Annotated in this window: 15 protein-coding genes; 7 read left to right on the top strand and 8 right to left on the bottom strand. The window is 62.3% G+C overall.

Annotation, left to right across the window (positions count from 1 at the left end):
* Positions 1–57: 57 nt before the first annotated feature.
* From tpx to AC3D25_RS03520, 3 genes are all read left to right on the top strand, one after another.
* Positions 58–558, top strand: a complete 501-nt coding sequence (gene tpx / locus AC3D25_RS03530; protein WP_488887098.1) for a thiol peroxidase — start codon at positions 58–60, stop codon at positions 556–558.
* Positions 559–837: 279 nt separating this feature from the next.
* Positions 838–1776: a carbohydrate kinase family protein gene (locus tag AC3D25_RS03525; RefSeq protein ID WP_488887097.1), complete on the top strand. Its 939-nt coding sequence runs from the start codon at positions 838–840 to the stop codon at positions 1774–1776.
* Positions 1777–1792: 16 nt separating this feature from the next.
* Positions 1793–2269 carry an outer membrane lipoprotein gene (locus AC3D25_RS03520; RefSeq protein WP_488887096.1) on the top strand — a complete coding sequence of 159 codons (477 nt, stop codon included), beginning with the start codon at positions 1793–1795 and terminating at the stop codon, positions 2267–2269.
* Between the two features lie 265 nt (positions 2270–2534).
* Here AC3D25_RS03520 and AC3D25_RS03515 read toward each other — a convergent pair whose 3' ends face one another.
* From AC3D25_RS03515 to AC3D25_RS03500, 4 genes are all read right to left on the bottom strand, one after another.
* Positions 2535–3314 (bottom strand): histone H1, encoded by a 780-nt coding sequence (locus tag AC3D25_RS03515; RefSeq protein ID WP_488889579.1) that lies wholly within the window; start codon positions 3312–3314, stop codon positions 2535–2537.
* A gap of 29 nt (positions 3315–3343) precedes the next feature.
* Complete coding sequence (locus AC3D25_RS03510) at positions 3344–3658, bottom strand: hypothetical protein (protein ID WP_488887095.1); 315 nt, start codon at positions 3656–3658, stop codon at positions 3344–3346.
* A gap of 101 nt (positions 3659–3759) precedes the next feature.
* Positions 3760–4995, bottom strand: coding sequence for a ribonucleotide-diphosphate reductase subunit beta (locus AC3D25_RS03505; RefSeq protein ID WP_488887094.1), 1236 nt, complete (start codon positions 4993–4995; stop codon positions 3760–3762).
* Positions 4996–5646: 651 nt separating this feature from the next.
* Positions 5647–5859, bottom strand: coding sequence for a DUF3820 family protein (locus AC3D25_RS03500; protein ID WP_488887093.1), 213 nt, complete (start codon positions 5857–5859; stop codon positions 5647–5649).
* 101 nt (positions 5860–5960) lie between these two features.
* Here AC3D25_RS03500 and AC3D25_RS03495 point away from each other — a divergent pair, with 101 nt between their 5' ends.
* The 3 genes from AC3D25_RS03495 (at position 5961) to AC3D25_RS03485 (ending at position 11841) form a co-directional block, all read left to right on the top strand.
* The gene (locus AC3D25_RS03495) at positions 5961–7358 is read left to right on the top strand and encodes an MFS transporter (protein ID WP_488887092.1); all 1398 of its coding nucleotides are present in this window, start codon (positions 5961–5963) and stop codon (positions 7356–7358) included.
* 453 nt (positions 7359–7811) lie between these two features.
* The gene (locus AC3D25_RS03490) at positions 7812–9491 is read left to right on the top strand and encodes a ShlB/FhaC/HecB family hemolysin secretion/activation protein (protein ID WP_488887091.1); all 1680 of its coding nucleotides are present in this window, start codon (positions 7812–7814) and stop codon (positions 9489–9491) included.
* A 154-nt stretch (positions 9492–9645) separates the two neighbouring features.
* Positions 9646–11841, top strand: a complete 2196-nt coding sequence (locus AC3D25_RS03485; protein WP_488887090.1) for a two-partner secretion domain-containing protein — start codon at positions 9646–9648, stop codon at positions 11839–11841.
* A 271-nt stretch (positions 11842–12112) separates the two neighbouring features.
* Here the strand turns inward: AC3D25_RS03485 and AC3D25_RS03480 are convergent, their stop codons facing one another.
* The 4 genes from AC3D25_RS03480 to AC3D25_RS03465 all read right to left on the bottom strand — a co-directional run bounded on the left by AC3D25_RS03480 (position 12113) and on the right by AC3D25_RS03465 (position 17516).
* Positions 12113–15118: a ribonucleoside-diphosphate reductase subunit alpha gene (locus AC3D25_RS03480; protein WP_488887089.1), complete on the bottom strand. Its 3006-nt coding sequence runs from the start codon at positions 15116–15118 to the stop codon at positions 12113–12115.
* A 550-nt stretch (positions 15119–15668) separates the two neighbouring features.
* Positions 15669–16253: a 1,6-anhydro-N-acetylmuramyl-L-alanine amidase AmpD gene (ampD, locus tag AC3D25_RS03475; protein ID WP_488889578.1), complete on the bottom strand. Its 585-nt coding sequence runs from the start codon at positions 16251–16253 to the stop codon at positions 15669–15671.
* A 2-nt stretch (positions 16254–16255) separates the two neighbouring features.
* On the bottom strand, positions 16256–16579 hold the full coding sequence (locus tag AC3D25_RS03470) for a PP0621 family protein (RefSeq protein WP_488887088.1): 324 nt from the start codon (positions 16577–16579) through the stop codon (positions 16256–16258).
* Positions 16580–16607: 28 nt separating this feature from the next.
* Entirely contained in the window at positions 16608–17516 is a 909-nt protein-coding gene (locus AC3D25_RS03465; protein WP_488887087.1) for a cytochrome C assembly family protein, read from the bottom strand.
* Between the two features lie 112 nt (positions 17517–17628).
* Here AC3D25_RS03465 and ffh point away from each other — a divergent pair, with 112 nt between their 5' ends.
* Entirely contained in the window at positions 17629–18996 is a 1368-nt protein-coding gene (ffh, locus tag AC3D25_RS03460; protein WP_488887086.1) for a signal recognition particle protein, read from the top strand.
* Positions 18997–19107: the final 111 nt, after the last annotated feature.

The raw sequence follows: 19107 nt of genomic DNA, 5'->3' as shown, positions 1-19107 counted from the left end.
GTGCGGCATTGCGGCACGCGTATTCCTCTGAACATCCACGCAAATCTGGAGCACACCATGAGTCAAGTCACCCTCGGCGGCAAGCCGATCGACGTCGCAGGCACCTTCCCGTCCGCGGGCCAGCAAGCGGCCGATTTCACGCTGGTCGGCAAGGATCTGGGCGATCTCAAGCTCGCGAATTTCGCTGGCAAGCGCAAAGTGCTGAACATCGTGCCGAGCCTCGACACGCCGACCTGCGCCACGTCCACGCGCAGGTTCAACGAAGCCGCCGCGAAGCTGGATAACACGGTGGTGGTCGTGGTGTCGGGCGACCTGCCGTTCGCGGCGACGCGGTTTTGCACGACCGAAGGCATTGAAAACGTCGTGACGGCATCGACGTTCCGCGGCCACGAATTCGCCCAGGCCTACGGCGTGGACGTGACGAGCGGCCCGCTCAAAGGCCTGACGGCGCGCGCGGTCGTCGTGCTCGACGAAAGCGACAAGGTGCTGCACGCTGAACTCGTCTCCGAAATCAAGAACGAGCCGAACTACGACGCCGCACTGTCGGCGCTGAAATAAGGCGTTGAAACAAGGCGCTGAAACAAGGCGTTGGAACAAGGCGCTGAAACAAGGCGCTGAAACAAGGCGCTGAAACAAGGCGTTGAAACAAGGCGTTGAAACAAGGCGCTGGATTAGCCGTAACCCGCAGGCCGCTCGCGGCCTGCGCATTCTTTACACATTGGCCGCCGCCGTTCGATCGAACCCGCACGCCGCACTGTAAAGAATGCGCATACGACGCACACGAACCGCGCCGGTGCCGCACACTTCACTCACGCAATTTTTGAAAGGACGTTCGCCTTGGCTACGCTCATCTGCGGCTCGCTCGCCTACGACAACATCATGACTTTCCAAGGCCGCTTCGGCGACCACATCCTGCCGGACCAGGTGCATATGCTGAACATCAGCTTCCTGGTCCCGACGATGCGCCGCAACTTCGGCGGCTGCGCGGGCAATATCGCGTATGCGCTGAAGCTGCTCGGCGGCGACGCGAAAATCATGGCGACGCTGGGCGATGCCGACGCGCAACTCTATATCGACCGTCTCGACACGCTCGGGCTCTCGAAGGAATACGTGCGCGTGCTGCCGGGCCAGCACTCGGCGCAGTGCTTCATCACGACCGATCTCGCGAACAACCAGATCACCGCGTTCCACCCGGGCGCGATGATGGACTCGCATCTGAACCGCGCCGACGAAACCACCGGTATCACGCTCGGGATCGTCGCCCCGGACGGCGCTGACGGCATGCGCCAGCACGCCGAGCAGTTCGCCACGGCGGGCGTGCCGTTCATCTTCGATCCGGGCCAGGGCCTGCCGATCCTCGAAGGTGCGGAACTTCGTCGCATGATTGAACTTGCCACTTACGTAGCAGTCAACGATTACGAGGCCAAGCTGTTGAGCAACAAGACGGGCTGGTCGGTCGCGGACATACTGAGCCGCGTCGAGGCAGTCGTGATCACGCGCGGCGACCAGGGCGCGCAGATCCACCACGCAAACGGCGTCGAGGACATTCCGGTGGTGACGGCGCAGCAAGTCGTCGACCCGACCGGTTGCGGCGACGCTTTCCGCGGCGGCCTGCTGTACGGTATCGAAAACAAGCTGGGCTGGGAAAAAACGGGACGTCTCGCAAGCCTGATGGGCGCGCTGAAAATCGAACATCAAGGACCGCAGACCTACGCGCCGACGCGCGCTGAAATTGAAGAACGCTTCAAGCAGGCATTTGGCAGCAGCCTGTCGTAATTTAGTGGAGTCAGGGATGAAAGCAACAAGTCGTATCGTGCTGGCAGCAGCACTCGTCGGCGCCGTCACGATGACGGGCTGCGCGTACAACAGCAGTTCCGCGGACGTCTACACGGCGTCGCAGGCGCAACGCGAGGAAACGGTGCGCATGGCGACAGTGGAAAGCGTGCGCGGCGTGAAGATCAGTTCGAACAACGGACAGCCGAGCGGTCTGGGCGCGATCGGCGGCGGCGCGCTCGGCGCGGTGGCGGGCAGCCAGATCGGCGGCGGAACGGGATCGATCATCACCGGCATCATCGGCGGCCTGGCGGGCGCGGTCGCGGGTAACGCGGTGGAGAACAACGTCGCGGTGAAGAACGGTTTGGAAATAACCGTTCGCCTCGATAACGGCGACATGCGCGCGATCACCCAGACTTCGACCGGCGAAGTGTTTCAAGCCGGCGAACGGGTTCGGCTGCTGTCGAGCGGCGGCGTGACACGAGTGACGCACTGATGCACTGACGCTCGCCGCCTAGTCTCGCGCGACAGTTAGAAGAAAGCGCATGTGCCCTCGGGCGCATGCGCTTTTTTGCGTCTGATGAAATCGTGAAGCATCGCGCGAACGCGACGTGACGTGACGTGACGTGACGTGACGTGACGTGACATTGCGCGCAAGAAAAAACCCGCCGCCAGGATCAACCTGACGGCGGGTCGGGACCGGAGGACGACCCGATCGCACGGCACGCAGAACGTGCCGAAGTCTTGCGTGCTGCCCGTACTTACGGACGGCTGCCCGTCGGGAACGGCCAGGCCGCTGCCGGGTTCAACGCCGTCTTGACCGCTGCGGCCGGAGCCGGAGCTGCCGGGGTCGTCGCGGTGGTCGCCGGTGCTGCAGCGGCCGTCTTCTTCGCGGGAACCGCCTTCTTGACCGGCGCCTTCTTCACAGCGGCCGGAGCGGCAGCTTTCGTCGCGGCGGGTGCAGCAGCCTTCTTCGCGGCGGGAGCAGCCTTCTTCACGGCAGGTGCGGCCTTCTTGGCAGCGGGTGCAGCCTTCTTTGCAGCAGGAGCAGCCTTCTTCGCAGCAGGCGCCTTCTTGGCAGCGGGAGCCTTCTTCGCAGCAGGGGCAGCCTTCTTGGCGGCAGCCTTCTTCGCGGGGGCCTTCTTGGCAGCAGCCTTCTTCGCCGGTGCAGCCTTCTTGGCAGCAGCCTTCTTAGCGGGTGCAGCCTTCTTCGCTGCGGCCTTCTTCGCCGGCGCTGCCTTCTTCGCGGCAACCTTCTTCACCGCGACTTTCTTCGCTGCAACCTTCTTCACTGCGGCCTTCTTGGCCGGAGCTGCCTTCTTCGCCGGTGCAGCTTTCTTCGCTGCGACCTTCTTCACGGCGACCTTCTTGGCTGCGACTTTCTTCGCTGCCGGTGCGGCCTTCTTGGCGACTACTTTCTTCGCCGGCGCTGCCTTCTTCACTGCAGCAGCTTTCTTGGCGACGACTTTCTTCGCGGCCGGCTTAGCGGCCGGCTTAGCTGCAGCCTTTTTCGCGACGGGTTTCTTCTTGGCAAGTGCCATCATTTTCTCCTTCAGGTTTCAGATGAGAGTCAGTTCAAACAACACCCTTCGTCAAAACCCGCTTCCCGCGTGGGCTTCTCACGACGCACGCTGCAAAGCGGATTATTCATCGGCGTACGCTGATGGAGCCTGCTTACGCTAATGAATACGGCAAGGCGCGCCGTGCCCCGAGGCACCGCGCGCCAAATTGAGTCAGCACCGAAACCCGGTGCCGGCAATCGCTTGATCGAGCCAACGGACACGCCGTTGGCATATTCCGGGGGGAAGTTTGCCCGTCCCATTGAAGGGTCTGCAAAACGCCTGTCATCTTTTTGGGCCGTTAAGCCACAAGGCGCACTTTGCATTAGGCGACCGTTCTCCTAAACCTTGATGGCAAATGCACGCGGTGGTCGCGGCCGCATTTGCTCTCCGTCGATTTTCGTCTGCAACACGTCCTGGCTTGTTCTTATTCCCAGGTCAGCGCGCCGCCCGTTTGATACTCGATTACGCGTGTCTCGAAGAAATTGCGTTCTTTCTTCAAGTCGATCATTTCGCTCATCCACGGGAACGGGTTTTCCTCGTTCGGGAAAAGCGGATCGAGCCCGATCTGCTGACAACGGCGGTTGCAGATAAAGCGCAAATAGCTCTTGAACATCGATGCGTTCAGACCGAGCACGCCACGCGGCATGGTGTCTTCGGCGTAACGATATTCAAGTTCGACAGCCTGCTTGAAGATCTCGCGGATTTCCGCACGGAACTCAGGCGTCCACAGTTGCGGTTCTTCCAGCTTGATCTGGTTGATCAGGTCGATGCCGAAATTGCAGTGCATCGACTCGTCGCGCAGGATGTACTGATACTGCTCCGCCGCGCCCGTCATCTTGTTCTGACGGCCCAGCGCCAGGATCTGCGTGAAGCCGACGTAGAAGAACAACCCTTCCATGACGCAAGCGAACACGATCAGCGACTTCAGCAATTTCTGGTCCGCTTCGAGCGTGCCAGTGGTGAAAGCGGGATCGGTCAGCGTCTGGATGAACGGAATCAGGAACTCGTCCTTCGCGCGGATCGAGTCGACCTCGTGATACGCGTTGAAGATTTCGCTCTCGTCGAGACCCAGCGATTCGACGATGTACTGATACGCGTGCGTGTGGATTGCTTCTTCGAACGCCTGGCGCAGCAGGAACTGGCGGCACTCGGGTGCGGTGATGTGGCGATACGTGCCGAGCACGATATTGTTCGCGGCGAGCGAGTCGGCCGTGACGAAGAAGCCGAGGTTGCGCTTCACGATACGACGTTCGTCGTCCGACAGGCCGTTGGGATCTTTCCACAGGGCGATGTCTCGCGACATGTTCACTTCCTGCGGCATCCAGTGGTTGGCACAACCCGCCAGATATTTTTCCCACGCCCATTTGTACTTGAACGGCACGAGCTGATTGACGTCAGTCTTGCCGTTGATGATGCGCTTGTCGGCGACATTCACGCGCGCTTCGCTCGCGGCGGCAATCGCGCCTGCGCTCGGTTGCGGCGGAGCGACGAAATCGCTCGCGAAAATGTTTTGTGCCGAGGGCGGCAGATGAGTGCCTTGATGAGCGGCACGCGATGCATCCTGCATGCCGGCAACCGTACCCGCGGTGTTCAGCAACACGTTGTGTTGCGAGCCGCTCGCGGGAGCTACGGTAGTGGTCTCGTCATCCCAGTTGAGCATAAATTCTCACCATCAATTTAGATCGGTTTGTACCATCTTTCCATGAGCGATAAAAGAGCTTGCTCATAAAAATTCCTGTTTTCGTGTTCGCGTTGCTACTTGCATACAACACTTCGCGCGACGCATCGTGTGTGATGCTCTTCGTGACGCTCTTCGTGACGCTCATCGTGACCTTCATCGCGATGCTCTTTGCAGCGTGCTTGAAGCGTCTTTGATGATGCGTCTCGTGTGTTCGGAACGTGCCGCGTTCGTCGTGCGCGTGGGTCGTGAGGTTCGCTGCGTTCCCCTGAATTTCTTCGCTAACGACGCGGCTTCAATTCACGTTATAGATGCCACTCGACGCACGTCAAAGGCGATGCGTTCAACGGCCCTTCCGAACCGTGCCTCGCGATGCTCTTCGCACGCCTTCGATCGCTCGAAGCGATCGCCGAAAAAACGCGTTCGATGTGTGCCTCATTGCGCCGAACACACCTGCCGATGCCGCGCGATTTCGTTTCCGAAGTTTAACATCCGGCGTCCGCTCGCGAAAGCCGGACCCACTAAATATTGGGCTTGACCTTCTCAAATTCACTACCTATGGTGCTTTCGCAAAACAGGACGAATCGAGCTCAAAGCACCGCGCGATGCGGCTCGCGGGCAATCGACGACACCTCACCGACGCCTGAGCGGCTCAAGCAGCGAGCCGAGATTGTTGTGATCGATCTCGTGCATGAGCGCGAGCAGGCGGCCGAGTTGGCCTTGCGGAAAACCCTCACGCGCGAACCACGCGAGATAGTGGCTCGGCAGATCCGCGATCACGCGTCCCTTGAATTTTCCGTAAGGCATGGTCTGAGTGACCAGTCGTTGCAAATCTTCCGGGTCCATCGTCTTCGTCCTCGTGTTTCGTGAGTGGCTGGCGGCGCACGATATCTTATCGGTGACATAATCGGCCCTTCCTGCCGCGTAGAGATCACCACCGACCTCCCATGTCGCAAACGCAGAAAGTCTATGTCGTCCCGCTCATCGTCGCGTGCGCGATGTTCATGGAAAGCGTCGATGCGAATGTCATCGTCACGGCCATTCCCGAAATGGCGCGCGCGTTCGGACGCGATCCCGTCACGCTGCGGATCGCCGTCACGAGCTACGTGCTCGGGCTCGGCGTCTTCATCCCGATCTGCGGCTGGGTCGCCGACCGCTTCGGCGCTCGCGCCGTCTTCCGCACCGCCATCGGCATTTTCGTGACCGGCTCGATCTTGTGCGCGGCATCGGATTCGCTCGCGACATTCACGGTGGCGCGTTTCATCCAGGGCGTCGGCGGCGCGATGATGGTGCCGGTCGGCCGGATCATCATCTTCCGCTCGGTGCGGCGCGCCGAGTTCATCACCGCGATGAACTACCTGAGCGTCCCCGCGATGCTCGGCCCCGCCGCCGGGCCGCTGCTCGGCGGCTTTATCACGACGTATCTGCACTGGCGGCTGATCTTCTTCATCAACATCCCGATCGGCATCGCGGGCATCTATCTGACCAACCGTTTCATTGCCAACACGCGCGAGTCGCATCCCGGTCCGCTCGACTGGACGGGCTTCGTGCTCTCCGCGTGCGGCGGCACGCTGTTCCTGCTCGGGCTGTCGCTCGTGGGCGGCGAACTACTGCCGGAGCGATTCGCGGCGGCGATGTGCCTCGCGGGCATCGTGTTTCTCATCGCCTATCTGGTGCATGCAAAGCGCGTGAAACTGCCACTCCTCGACTTAAGCTTTTTGCGCGTGCCGACGTTTCAGGCGAGCGTCGCCGGCGGCTCGCTATTCCGGATCGGCCTCGGCGCGGTGCCGTTCCTGCTGCCGCTCGCGTTGCAGGAAGGGCTCGGCATGACGGCGTTCAAGTCCGGCTCGATCACCTGTGCGTCGGCGTTCGGCGGCATGTTCATGCGCTCGCTGGCGTCGCGCGTGCTGCACCGCTTCGGCTTCCGGCAGACGCTGATGGTCAACGCGGCGTTCGCGGGCATCGCGATCGCCGCGTGCGGGCTGTTCTTTCCGGGCACGCCGACGTGGGTGATCTGGTGCGTCGTGCTGCTCGGCGGATTCTTCCCGGCGCTGCAGTTCACGAGTCTCAACTCGCTCGCCTACGCGGAAATCGAAAGCCGCGATGTCGGCCGGGCGACGAGTCTCGCGAGTTTCGTGCAACAGGTTTCGCTCGGACTGGGCGTGACGATCGCGGGCATCGCGCTGCAGATTTCGCAGAGCCTGAATGGTCACGCGAGCGTGCTCTGGTCGGATTTCTGGCCGGCGTTCGCGGTGGTCGGTTTCTTTTCGTTTCTCTCGATTCCCGTGACGGCGCGGCTTGGGCGCGATGCAGGGCAGGAGATTTCGCGGGGAACGCGGGGATAAGCACGCGCGTCCGCTGGACCGCGTCCGATGCGTCGTGCCCACGTGCCATCGATGACGTATTCGTGAAGCGAATGCGCCAGACGTCCCGCAAAGAAACGCATCTTTCTCCCGAAACGAGCGCCCGGCCGACACCGCGGCGCCGGCCGAGCTCGCTCGAAAAATCCGCGAAACACACGCATAAAAAATCTCTTTACGAATTCTAGACGCAAGAATTACGAAGTTTTTATTAAGAATCTCCGCATTTAACATCGTCCCGATATTTGAGATTCTTCGGCCCCTTTTAGCGGCGCGCCCGGGTCATCCCGGAACTGCATCGGGTCAGAGTGCGGTTACATGACCCTCAACTTCACGTGATGAAGGCCGCGCGCATTGCCTCAAGATTCAAATCGTTTTGCAGCGCCTTTTGCGCCCATGTGCAAAGGCGCTCGACATCTCCGCGCCGCATCCTCTCGAATGGGCATTACTGCGCGGCACGCGCTGGTCGCCGTTCTGGCCTGCACGGCGGCAATGCGCGCGCATGCGCAGCAGTCACCGCTCACGCTTCTTGCGCTGCCGAGTGACACGCAGCGTCGCCAGCAGGAACAACTTCTTGCCGCACAACAAGCGACCGTCCCCGCGCCCTCGCTTCTTCAACGCCCCTCCGCCATCGTTTCGCCGCGGCTCGAATTTCCGCTCGAAGCCGACTGCATGACGATCAAGACAGCCGACTGGCGAGGCGCGCAGGACTTCCCGTGGCTGATCGAACGCACGCCGGTCGAAGGCGCGTGCATCGGGCCGCGTGGCGTGAAGGCGCTGCGCGACTGGATCGCGGGCGAACTGATCGCGCGTGGTTTCGTCACGGCGCGCGTCGAGATCGGCGCGGATGATCTCAAGCACGGCCGTATCGCGATCGATGTGATCGCGGGACGTATCGGCGCAATACGCGATGAAGGCGACAGCGTCGGCTGGAACCGCGTGGCGTTTCCGACCGGGCCCGGCGATCTGCTCAACGTGCGCGACATGGACGAGGCACTGGAAACCATGCGCCGCCTGCCGGGCCAGCAAGGCGTCGCGTTCGATCTGCTTCCTGGCGCGAGGCTCGGCGAAACCGATATCGTCGTGAAGCATCCCGAGTCGAAGCGCTGGCACGTTCTGCTGAGCGCCGACAACTCGGGCATCGACGCCAGCGGGCGCGACCGCCTGGGCGCGGTGCTCGCGCTGGATTCGCCGCTGCATCTGTACGACCAGCTGATCCTGAGCGCGAGCACGGACGCCGAGCTTGCCGATCACACCCGCGCGTCGCTCGCGAAAAGCGCGTCCTGGAACGTGCCGTTGGGTTACGCGTCGCTTTCGATCGGCGTGAGCGAATGGGTTTCCACGCAACCGTTCGCCGTGCTCGGCGACAGCGTGCCCTACACGACGCGCACGCGCCGTGCGGAAATCGGCATCGGCTTCGCGCCCTACCGTTCGCAGGACAAGAAGGGCTCGCTGCAGTTCAAGGTGGTCCGCCGGACGGACGACACGACGCTCGGTGGCGCTGAAGTCGATATCCAGAACCACGACATCACCGGCTACGAAGCGAGCTTCGACCATCAGCAGGAATTTCCGGGAGCGTCGGTGAAGGCGGGCGTGGGCGTGCGCGGAAGTTTTGCGGGCGTGAGCCGCAACGCCGGCTTCGTCTACGGGGAGCCGGACTGGAACGGCCGCTACGAAGTGGCGAGCGCGAACGCGTCGGTGACCCGGCCGTTCTCGATAGGCACGCGACGCTTCGCCTATCGCAGCGCGTTCTTCCTGCAAGCCGCACCGACCCCGTTGCCATCGACCGAATACCTGCAGATCGGCGGCCTCTACACGGTTCGCGGATTCGACGGCAACTCGACGCTTTCCGCGCCGAGCGGCTGGCTATGGCGCAACGAACTGGCGACGGGCGCGGGCGCGGCGAACGAGGCGTACGTCACGCTCGATGCGGGACGCGTCTATGGAGCGCCGGTCGCCGCCGTCGATGGACGTTCGTTGGCGGGCGCGTCGCTCGGCCTGCGCGGGTCGTACCGGAATGTCGGCTACGACGTGTCGATGGGTCTGCCGCTCGTCCAGCCTTCCTCGTTCGGAAGCCGCAAACCCAACTTGAGCGTTTCACTGACGAGCCGGTTTTAAGTTCCGCTTTCCACTTTTGTGAACCCTGAACCCGGAGGCCGTCATGTAACCGCCTATGCATCGTCTATGTCGCGTTTGAACAGGAAACGATCCGCGCGTTTTGGCGCCGCTCGTCGAATCCCTTGTGAATTCACCAATGAAGAAAAAATTCAATATGAACCGCTTCTCTAAGAACAACGCGCTCGCACTGTCGGGTCATCGCACGAAAATCGCTGCTGCTTTGCTCCTCGCCGTGCCCGCGATCGCGCTCGTCCACGGATCCGGCGCCCATGCGGCGGCGCTGTCCGCCGCGACTGGCGCGGGCGGCCATCCGTCGATATCTTCGGCATCCAACGGCACGCCCATCGCGAACATCGTCGCGCCGAACGCCGCCGGTGTCTCCGTGAACAAGTTCGCCGACTACAACGTCGGCGCGGCTGGCCTGATCTTGAACAACAGCAACACGAGCGTGAAAACACAGCTTGGCGGGACGATCGCCGGCAACACTCAGCTCGGCGCGACGCCAGCCAAGGTCATCCTGAACCAGGTGACCGGTGCGAACGCCACGACGCTCGGCGGCACGACGGAAATCGCGGGCGCCGCGGCGCAGTTGATCGTCGCGAATCCGAACGGGATCACAGCGAACGGCGCCAGCTTCACCAACACGACGCGCGCGACGCTGACCACCGGCCAGGCGATCCTGGATGCAACCGGCAACATCGCAAGCATCGACACGACGACGGGCGGCATCAGCATTCAGGGCAATGGCCTGGATGCATCGAAGGCGGATCAGCTCGACCTGATTTCCCGCAGCATCGAAGTGAACGCGGCGTTGCAGGCGAAGAAGCTTGTCGCGGTCGCGGGCGTGACGCGGCAAAACCTCGCCACCGACGCCACGACGGACGGCGCGACCGCCGGCCTGACGGGCACGGGCGCAGTGCCGACCGTCGCTATCGATGTGTCGAAACTGGGCAGCATGTACGCTAACTCGATTCGGCTCGTGGGGTCGGCGTCTGGCGTCGGTGTGAACAGCAATAGCGGCAACGGCAATAACAACAACAGCGGCAATCAAAACCAGGTGCAAGCCAAACCGCTAGTGGTGGTGGCAAGTCAGGACCAAAACCAGAATCAAGGCAACCAGAACCAGAACAACAACCAAAACCAGAACCAAAACCAAAACCAAAACCAAAACCAAAACCAAAACCAAAACCAAAACCAAAACCAGAACCAGAACCAAAACCAAAACCAAAACCAAAACCAAAACCAGAACCAGAACCAATCCGCTCAGCCGAGCCAGAATCAGACGAGCCAGTTAGCTTCCGCCACGACCAGCGTCACTCCCATGTCGGCTTCCGTCACGCAACAACCGTCCGATAGCGGCCTGATCACGATCAACGGTCAAGTCAAGGCGCTGGCCGGCGATGCCTCGCTCACCGGTTCGACGACCATCGCGAGCGGCGCATCGCTGTCGGCAACTCAGGGCGTTTCGTTCATCGGCTCGGCCTCGAATCAAGGCACGATCCAGGGGAACACCGTCGCAGTATCGAATTCGCTGAGCAACGACGGCGGAACGATCGCTTCGACCGGCGCGTTGACCGTGGCAAACAGCGCGTCGAACAAACTCGGGACGATCACGGCCGGCTCGGCGCTCTTCTCGGGCTCGCTCGACAACTCGAACGGCGCGATTCACTCGACCGGCAACGTGACCAGCACGAGCAGCACGAACAACAAGGCGGGCCTGATCGATGCGAACACGGCGACGCTCGCCAGTTCGCTCGACAACACCGGCGGCACGATCCACACCATCGGCGCGATGTCCAGTTCGAGCAGCACGAACAACACCAACGGTACGATCACGGCCGCATCCGCACTGCTGTCGGGTTCGCTCAACAACACGAACGGCACGATCCGCACGACCGGCAATGTCACGAGCACGAGCAGCACGAACAACAAGGGCGGCCTGATCCAGGCAGGCTCCGCGCTGTTCTCGGGCTCGCTCGACAACACGGGCGGCACGATCCTGTCGGCGGGTAATGTGACGAGTTCGAGCAGCACGAACAACAAAAACGGCACGATGACGATCGGTTCCGGCTCGTTTTCCGGCTCGCTCGACAACACAAGCGGCGCGATCCAGTCGGCTGGTGCGCTCGCGACGTCGGGAAGCGTCCGGAACAACAGCGGCCAGATCACCGCACAGTCGTTCACGGATTCGGGCTCGCTCAACAACGATTCCGGCTTCCTGCATTCGGATTCGACGATCGCGGTCACGGGAAGCGTGTCGAACAACAACGGCGTCATCGAGTACGTGAAGTCGATCAGCGCTCCGGCCAACGTGAATGGCACCGTCCGCAAGGTGAACGCGGCGAGCTAAGGCTGGATGCATGAGCTGAATGCAAAAGCTGAATGCATAAGCTGAACGCATAAGCTGAACGCTTGCGCCTCGAACCAACCGGCTGTGAAGCGCTTTCGGCGCTTCGCGCGGCGGCCATAGCGGTCATGTCGCAAACAGCCGGACGATTCAGGCGCACGGAAAAAAGCCGGGCCGATCGAAAGATCGGCCCGGCTTTTTTACAACGTTCACAGCGGTCGTGAACTTAACCGCAAAGGCAGGAAAAGACGCAAGTCCGCCCGTCCCTTCCCGCTTACTGGCAAGCCTCGCACTCGTCGAAGCCCGGATCGCCCGGACGCATCATGCACACCGGACCGTCCGCTTCCGGCGCTGCCGCGATGGCCGGAGCCGCCGCTGCGGCCGCATTGAAACCGCCCGTCGACGAACCGCTCACGCCGCCGATCCCCGCGCCGCCGAAGCCCGCACCCGACGCACCACCCGCACCGCTGCCCGAATCGCCGGACGGCACCGAGTTCAGCTGACCGTGCGCGACGGTCGACTTCTCGACGTGCGTCGCCGCCATCGTGCGGAGGTAGTACGTCGTCTTGAGGCCGCGCAGCCAGGCGAGCTTGTAGATTTCGTCGAGCTTCTTGCCCGACGCGCCGCCCATGTAGATGTTCAGCGACTGCGCCTGATCGATCCACTTCTGGCGGCGCGACGCCGCTTCCACAATCCACTTCGCGTCGAGTTCGAACGCCGTCGCGTAGATCGCGCGCAGATCGGCCGGAATGCGGTCGATGCGCGAAAGCGTGCCGTCGAAGTACTTCAGATCCGACACCATCACTTCGTCCCACAGGCCGCGCGCCTTCAGATCACGCACCAGGTAGTCGTTCACCACCGTGAATTCGCCCGAGAGGTTCGACTTCACGTACAGGTTCTGGTAAGTCGGCTCGATACACGCCGACACGCCGATGATGTTCGAAATGGTTGCCGTCGGCGCGATCGCCACGCAGTTCGAATTGCGCATGCCGTAGGTGGCGATCCGCGAACGCAGCTCGGTCCAGTCCATCGACTCGCTCTTGTCCACTTCCACGTAGCCGCCGCGCGCTTCTTCCAGCAACTTCAGCGAATCTTGCGGGAGAATGCCGCGATCCCACAGCGAACCGCGATAGCTCGAATAACGGCCGCGCTGTTCCGCGAGTTCGGTCGAGGCGTAGTAAGCGTAGTAGCAGACCGCTTCCATCGACGTATCGGCGAACTTGACCGCTTCATCGGATGCATACGGCGTGCGCAGCAGATGCAGGCAGTCCTGGAAGCCCATGATGCCCATGCCGACCGGACGATGCTTCAGGTTCGAGTTACGCGCCTTCGCCACGGCGTAGTAATTGATGTCGATCACGTTGTCGAGCATGCGCATCGCGACGCTGATGGTGCGCTTCAACTTGTCGTGATCGAGCGCCAGCGTGCCGTCGGCCTGCTTCGCCAAGTGGGCGACCAGGTTCACGGAACCCAGGTTGCACACCGCAATTTCCGTGTCGCTCGTGTTCAGCGTGATTTCCGTGCACAGGTTCGACGAATGCACGACACCCACGTGCTGCTGCGGCGAACGGATGTTGCACGGGTCCTTGAACGTGATCCACGGATGGCCCGTTTCGAACAGCATGCCCAGCATCTTGCGCCAGAGTTGCGCGGCCGGAACCTTCTTGAACAGCTTGATCTCGCCGCGCGCGACCTTTTCTTCATAGCCGACATACGCGCGCTCGAACTCCGCGCCGAACAGGTCGTGCAGATCCGGGCAGGTTGCCGGCGAGAACAGCGTCCAGTCGCCGCCTTCGTGCACGCGCTTCATGAACAGATCGGGAATCCAGTTCGCCGTGTTCATGTCGTGCGTGCGGCGACGGTCGTCGCCCGTGTTCTTGCGCAGTTCCAGGAATTCTTCGATATCCAGGTGCCACGTTTCCAGGTACGCGCAGACCGCGCCCTTGCGCTTGCCGCCCTGATTGACCGCAACCGCCGTGTCGTTCACCACTTTCAGGAACGGAACGACGCCTTGCGACTTGCCGTTCGTGCCCTTGATGTGCGAGCCGAGCGCACGGACGCGCGTCCAGTCGTTGCCCAGGCCGCCCGCGAACTTCGACAGCAGCGCGTTTTCCTTCAGCGCTTCGTAGATGCCGTCGAGATCGTCGGCAACCGTCGTCAGGTAGCACGACGACAATTGCGAACGGCGCGTACCGGAGTTGAACAGCGTCGGCGTGGACGACATGAAGTCGAAGCTCGACAGCACGTTGTAGAACTCGATGGCGCGGGCTTCGCGGTCGATTTCGTTCAGCGACAGACCCATCGCGACGCGCATGAAGAACGCCTGCGGCAGTTCGATGCGCTTGCCTTCCGTGTGCAGGAAGTAGCGGTCATACAGCGTCTGCAGGCCGAGATAGCCGAATTGCAGGTCGCGGCTCGCGTCGAGCGCCGCGCCGAGGCGCTTCAGGTCGAACTGCTGGAGCTTTTCGTCGAGCAGTTCCGCTTCCACGCCCTGCTTGATGAACTGCGGGAAGTATTCCGCGTAGCGCTCGGCCATTTCGGCTTGCGTGACTTCTTCTTCCAGAATCTCGCGGCGGATCGTGTGCAGCAGGATGCGTGCGGTGACCTGGCTGTACGCCGGGTCTTTCTCGATCATCGTGCGGGCGGCGAGGATGGCCGAGTCGTAGACCTGGCTCATCGGCACGCCGTCGTACAGGTTCTTCACCGTTTCCGCGACGATCGGGTCGGCGTTCACCACGTCGCCCAGATTCGCGCACGCCTCGACGATGCGCGCCTTCAGCGCGTTCAGGTCGAGCGGATGCGACACGCCGCCGTCGATCACATTGATGCCTAGCGCACTCGCCTGCACTTCCGGCGCGTGCGCGCGTTCCTGCGTGCGCTTCTCGCGATACAGCACGTAAGCACGCGCGACGTTGTGCTCGCCGCCGCGCATCAGCGCGAGTTCGACTTGATCCTGAATGTCTTCGATATGGAACGTGCCGCCGTTCGGACGGCTGCGCACGAGCGCGCGGACCACGCTTTGCGTCAGTTGCTCGACGAGTTCGCGCACGCGCGCGGACGCTGCACCCTGCCCGCCGTTCACCGCCAGGAACGCCTTGGTCACGGCGATGGCGATTTTCGACGGCTCGAACGACACCACGGTTCCGTTGCGGCGAATGATTTTGTAGTCGGCGAGGGTCGTGTTCGGCGCGAGCGCCTGTGCGCCCGGCTGCGCCGCTACGCCGGCGGGACGCACGGATGCGCCCTCGTAGGAAGTCGTGGAGTTGTCGGTGGTTTGCATGTGCAAATCTCCTGGTGTTCGATGGTGCGGAACGTCCGCGGTTTGTTGGCTCAAGTTCGCGCCGGGTGCGTCACCGGTGCGGACATCTGGAAACTGAAAACGGTCGGCCGGAGAAACGTGTTTCGTCCGAGCCGTGCCGTTTTTGCCCGACGCTTTTCTGCGATGGGTGGCTTTCATCGACGGTGTGGCCTTTGCTCGGTGCTGCGTGCTTGCGGTATTGCTGACGCTGCGTCTGGCGTTGTTGCTAGCTTTGTCGCTAGCGATGCTGCTGGCGGTTTTGCACGGTTTTCATCGAGATTTCGTGCCGTGCAACCGCCTTTCCTCGTGCTACCCCGTAAAACCTGCGGCGCCGGCTCTGGGAGCGGGGCGCCGCCTTCACAACACAAGATGTAGTGGAAAGTACGTCTCTGGGCACCAAGTATAGTGAACTTCCGCCTAGTCTCAAAAAGATTTATTTTCAGCAGGAGGTTGACTTTTGCGGTTCCGAAGCACGGCAAGGGCTAGCGCCTTTCCGCCAGGGAGACGCGGTGAGAAAGACCTTGAAGGCCGTTCAGCGTGGGTCGAGATAGGGAAAGAAGTGCGCGCCGAGACGCGTCTCGCGTTGCATGCGCGGCCAGTCGAAGTGCGGGCCGGGATCGGTCTTGCGACCCGGCGCGATGTCGGAATGGCCCGCGATTGCGTCGATTGGATAGCGCGCCGCGAGCGCGCCGGTGAGCCTCGAAAGCGCCGCGTATTGCGCCGCTTCGAACGGGCAATGATCGCTGCCTTCGAGCTCGATGCCGACGGAAAAGTCGTTGCAGTTTTCGCGTCCGAGAAAACTCGACACGCCCGCGTGCCACGCGCGCTCGTTGCACGAGACGAACTGCTCGATCTCGCCGTCGCGGCGGATCAGGAAATGCGACGACACGCGCACGCCGCGCAGATGCGCGTAGTACGGATGCGCGTCGTGATCGAGACGATTCTGGAAGAACTCGGCGATCGCGCTGCCGCCGAACTGATCGGGCGGAAGCGAAATGTTGTGCACGACAACCAGCGTCGGTTCGATCGCGCCGGGACGCGGCTCGACGTTGGGCGACGGCAATCTCGTCGCATCGCGAAGCCAGCCGTCCGCGCCGATTACCGCATGCGCCGACACGCTCACCGCGCGTCGCGGCCCGTCGGTCGAGCGGCGTGGCGTCGCGCGTGATCGGCGGAACAGAAGCGATGGCCCGCCGCTACGATGGATTCGCTCGTCGGCGTATGCACGCCGCATTCGGCGCAACGCACCAGGGGATCGGGCAACTGCGGTGCGGAATTCGCGGAACGCCCGGAACGCGTGGAATTCGCGCCCGGAGCCGGACCCCGGCCCGCACCCGCTTGCGGACCGCCCGCGTGTTGCGCGCGCTCGCTGGCGCGGCGCAGCTTGCGGAAAACCCATTGGCTCGCGAAGAACACAAGGATCAGAAGAAGGAGTTGTCGCATGATCTTACTAATATAGAGGCTTATCCGGTCAGACGACGGCGCGATGCAGCAGCACTTCGAACACGAAGCGGCTGCCGACATACGCGAGCAGCAACGCCACGAACGAAGCCAGCACCCAGCGCAGCGCGGCGCGCCCGCGCCAGCCGGAAACACGGCGCGCGGTGAGCAGCGCGCCGAACATGACCCACGAGAGAATCGCGAAGACGGTTTTGTGATCGAGCTTGATCGCGCGATCGACGAGTTGTTCGTTGAACATGATGCCCGACACGAGCGTCAGCGTGAGCAGCACGAAGCCCGCCGAGATCAGACGAAACAGCAGTTTTTCGAGCGTGAGCAGCGGCGGCAGCGTATCGAGCCAGCCGGACAGCCAGCTATTTGACGTTGGCCGCGCGGCCGAGCGCCGCATGCCCTGCAAGCGCTTTTCGACAGCCAGCATCAGAACGGCGTGAAGCGCGGCGATCGCGAATAAACCGTAAGCAATATTCGCGATCAGGAAGTGCAGCTTGAACATCGGCGCGGCTGAATACGGCAGCACGCGCACGCCGCCGAACACGAGCGGCATCAACGAAGCCGCGCAAGCCAGCGGCAAAACCAGCAGCCGCAAGCCGTCGAGCGGAAAGAAAAAACTTTCTATCCAATAGATGCCCGCGCCGAGCCAGAACATCGCGGACAGCGCGAAGGCGAAGCCGAACACCATCGCATCGGCCGGGAAGATGGTCATGTGCAGCAAAAGCCCATGCACGAGCAGCGCCACGAACAGCAGCGCGCGCCCCATTCCGCTCATGCCCGACGCGTTCGACGCACGCAGCGGCGCCTGAGTGCCCGCCGGCATTCCCGCGAGCGCGGGCTCCACGCCGACATGGCGATGCGCGCGCCATCCCGCTACGGCAAGTCCGCCGTAGAGAAGCGCAGTGAGGGCATACAGTACAATATCCATGTTCGAAGTTTACACTAGGCCCCGGACTCTCGACGTCTTCCCCTTCCGCCCGAAATGGCAACCGAAGGAGCAGACGGACGCCACGGCGAGGCCGCACTTTCTACCGCTCCCCATGCTCGACAATCTCACTCAACGGATGGCGCGCGTCGTCAAGACGCTGCGCGGCGAAGCCCGGCTTACCGAGGCTAACACGCAGGAAATGCTCCGCGAAGTGCGGCTCGCCTTGCTGGAGGCCGACGTCGCGCTGCCGGTCGTGCGCGAATTCATCGCGAAAGTGAAGGAAAAGGCGCTCGGCGAAGAAGTCATCTCCAGCCTGTCGCCGGGTCAGGCGCTGGTCGGCGTGGTGCAGCGCGAGCTGACCGCGATTATCGGCGGCAGTTACGAGGGCAAAGCGTCCGAGCTGAACCTCGCCGTCACGCCGCCCGCCGTGATCCTGATGGCCGGTCTCCAGGGCGCGGGTAAAACCACCACGTCGGGCAAACTTGCGAAGTTGCTGCGCGAGAAGCACAAGAAAAAAGTCCTGACCGTCTCCGTCGACGTCTACCGCCCGGCCGCCATTGCGCAGTTGAAAACGGTGACCGAACAGGTCGGCGCGGATTTCTTCCCGTCGGAGCCGAACCAGAAACCGGCGGATATCGCGCGCGCGGCCGTCGACTGGGCGAAGCGTCATTACCATGACGTGCTGATCGTCGATACGGCCGGCCGTCTCGGTATCGACGAAGCGATGATGAACGAGATCAGCGAACTCCACGCGCTCTTGAAACCGGCGGAAACGCTGTTCGTCGTCGATGCGATGCTCGGGCAGGACGCGGTCAACACGGCCAAGGCGTTCAACGACGCGCTGCCGCTGACCGGCGTCGTGCTCACCAAGCTCGACGGCGATTCGCGCGGCGGCGCGGCGCTGTCTGTCCGCCATGTCACGGGAAAACCGATCAAGTTCGTCGGCGTGGCCGAAAAGCTCGACGGGCTGGAAGTGTTCCACCCGGACCGGATGGCGAACCGGATCCTCGGCATGGGCGACATTCTCGCGCTCGTCGAGGAAGCGCAGAAAGGCGTCGATACGCAAGCCGCGCAGAAACTCGCCGACAAGGTCAAGAAAGGCGGCGACTTCGATCTCAACGATTTCCGCGCCCAGCTTTCGCAGATGAAGAACATGGGCGGCCTCTCGTCGCTGATGGACAAGCTGCCCGCGCAGTTTCAGCAGGCCGCGCAGGGCGCGGACATGGGCGTCGCCGAAAAGCAGATGCGCCGCATGGAAGGCATCATCAATTCGATGACGCTCAAGGAGCGCGCGAAGCCCGAACTCATCAAGGCGGCGCGCAAACGCCGGATCGCCGCGGGTGCGGGCGTGCATGTGCAGGAAGTGAACCGCATGCTCAATCAGTACGAGCAGATGCGCGGCATGATGAAGAAGCTGAAAGGCGGCAATCTGCAAAAAATGATGCGCGGCATGAAGGGCATGATGCCCGGCATGCGCTAAATCGTTCAGCGCGCAAGAACCCGCGCGGCGCTGGTCTTTGTCGGCGACACGCGGGTTTATCATATGGCGCTCGCCGCCGTTTTTTCCCACACTAGGTAATCAGTCCCCCGC

This window comes from Caballeronia sp. SL1002 (assembly GCF_057814995.1).
This window is presented reverse-complemented; position numbering and strand designations above follow the sequence as displayed.

Excerpts from the sequence above, each read along its gene's own strand:
- tpx (WP_488887098.1), top strand. The coding sequence starts at position 58 with ATGAGTCAAGTCACCCTCGGCGGCAAGCCGATCGACGTCGCAGGCACC.
- AC3D25_RS03520 (WP_488887096.1), top strand. The coding sequence starts at position 1,793 with ATGAAAGCAACAAGTCGTATCGTGCTGGCAGCAGCACTCGTCGGCGCC.
- AC3D25_RS03515 (WP_488889579.1), bottom strand. The coding sequence starts at position 3,314 with ATGGCACTTGCCAAGAAGAAACCCGTCGCGAAAAAGGCTGCAGCTAAG.
- AC3D25_RS03510 (WP_488887095.1), bottom strand. The coding sequence starts at position 3,658 with ATGCAAAGTGCGCCTTGTGGCTTAACGGCCCAAAAAGATGACAGGCGT.
- AC3D25_RS03505 (WP_488887094.1), bottom strand. The coding sequence starts at position 4,995 with ATGCTCAACTGGGATGACGAGACCACTACCGTAGCTCCCGCGAGCGGC.
- AC3D25_RS03500 (WP_488887093.1), bottom strand. The coding sequence starts at position 5,859 with ATGGACCCGGAAGATTTGCAACGACTGGTCACTCAGACCATGCCTTAC.
- AC3D25_RS03495 (WP_488887092.1), top strand. The coding sequence starts at position 5,961 with ATGTCGCAAACGCAGAAAGTCTATGTCGTCCCGCTCATCGTCGCGTGC.
- AC3D25_RS03490 (WP_488887091.1), top strand. The coding sequence starts at position 7,812 with ATGGGCATTACTGCGCGGCACGCGCTGGTCGCCGTTCTGGCCTGCACG.
- AC3D25_RS03485 (WP_488887090.1), top strand. The coding sequence starts at position 9,646 with ATGAACCGCTTCTCTAAGAACAACGCGCTCGCACTGTCGGGTCATCGC.
- AC3D25_RS03480 (WP_488887089.1), bottom strand. The coding sequence starts at position 15,118 with ATGCAAACCACCGACAACTCCACGACTTCCTACGAGGGCGCATCCGTG.
- AC3D25_RS03470 (WP_488887088.1), bottom strand. The coding sequence starts at position 16,579 with ATGCGACAACTCCTTCTTCTGATCCTTGTGTTCTTCGCGAGCCAATGG.
- AC3D25_RS03465 (WP_488887087.1), bottom strand. The coding sequence starts at position 17,516 with ATGGATATTGTACTGTATGCCCTCACTGCGCTTCTCTACGGCGGACTT.
- ffh (WP_488887086.1), top strand. The coding sequence starts at position 17,629 with ATGCTCGACAATCTCACTCAACGGATGGCGCGCGTCGTCAAGACGCTG.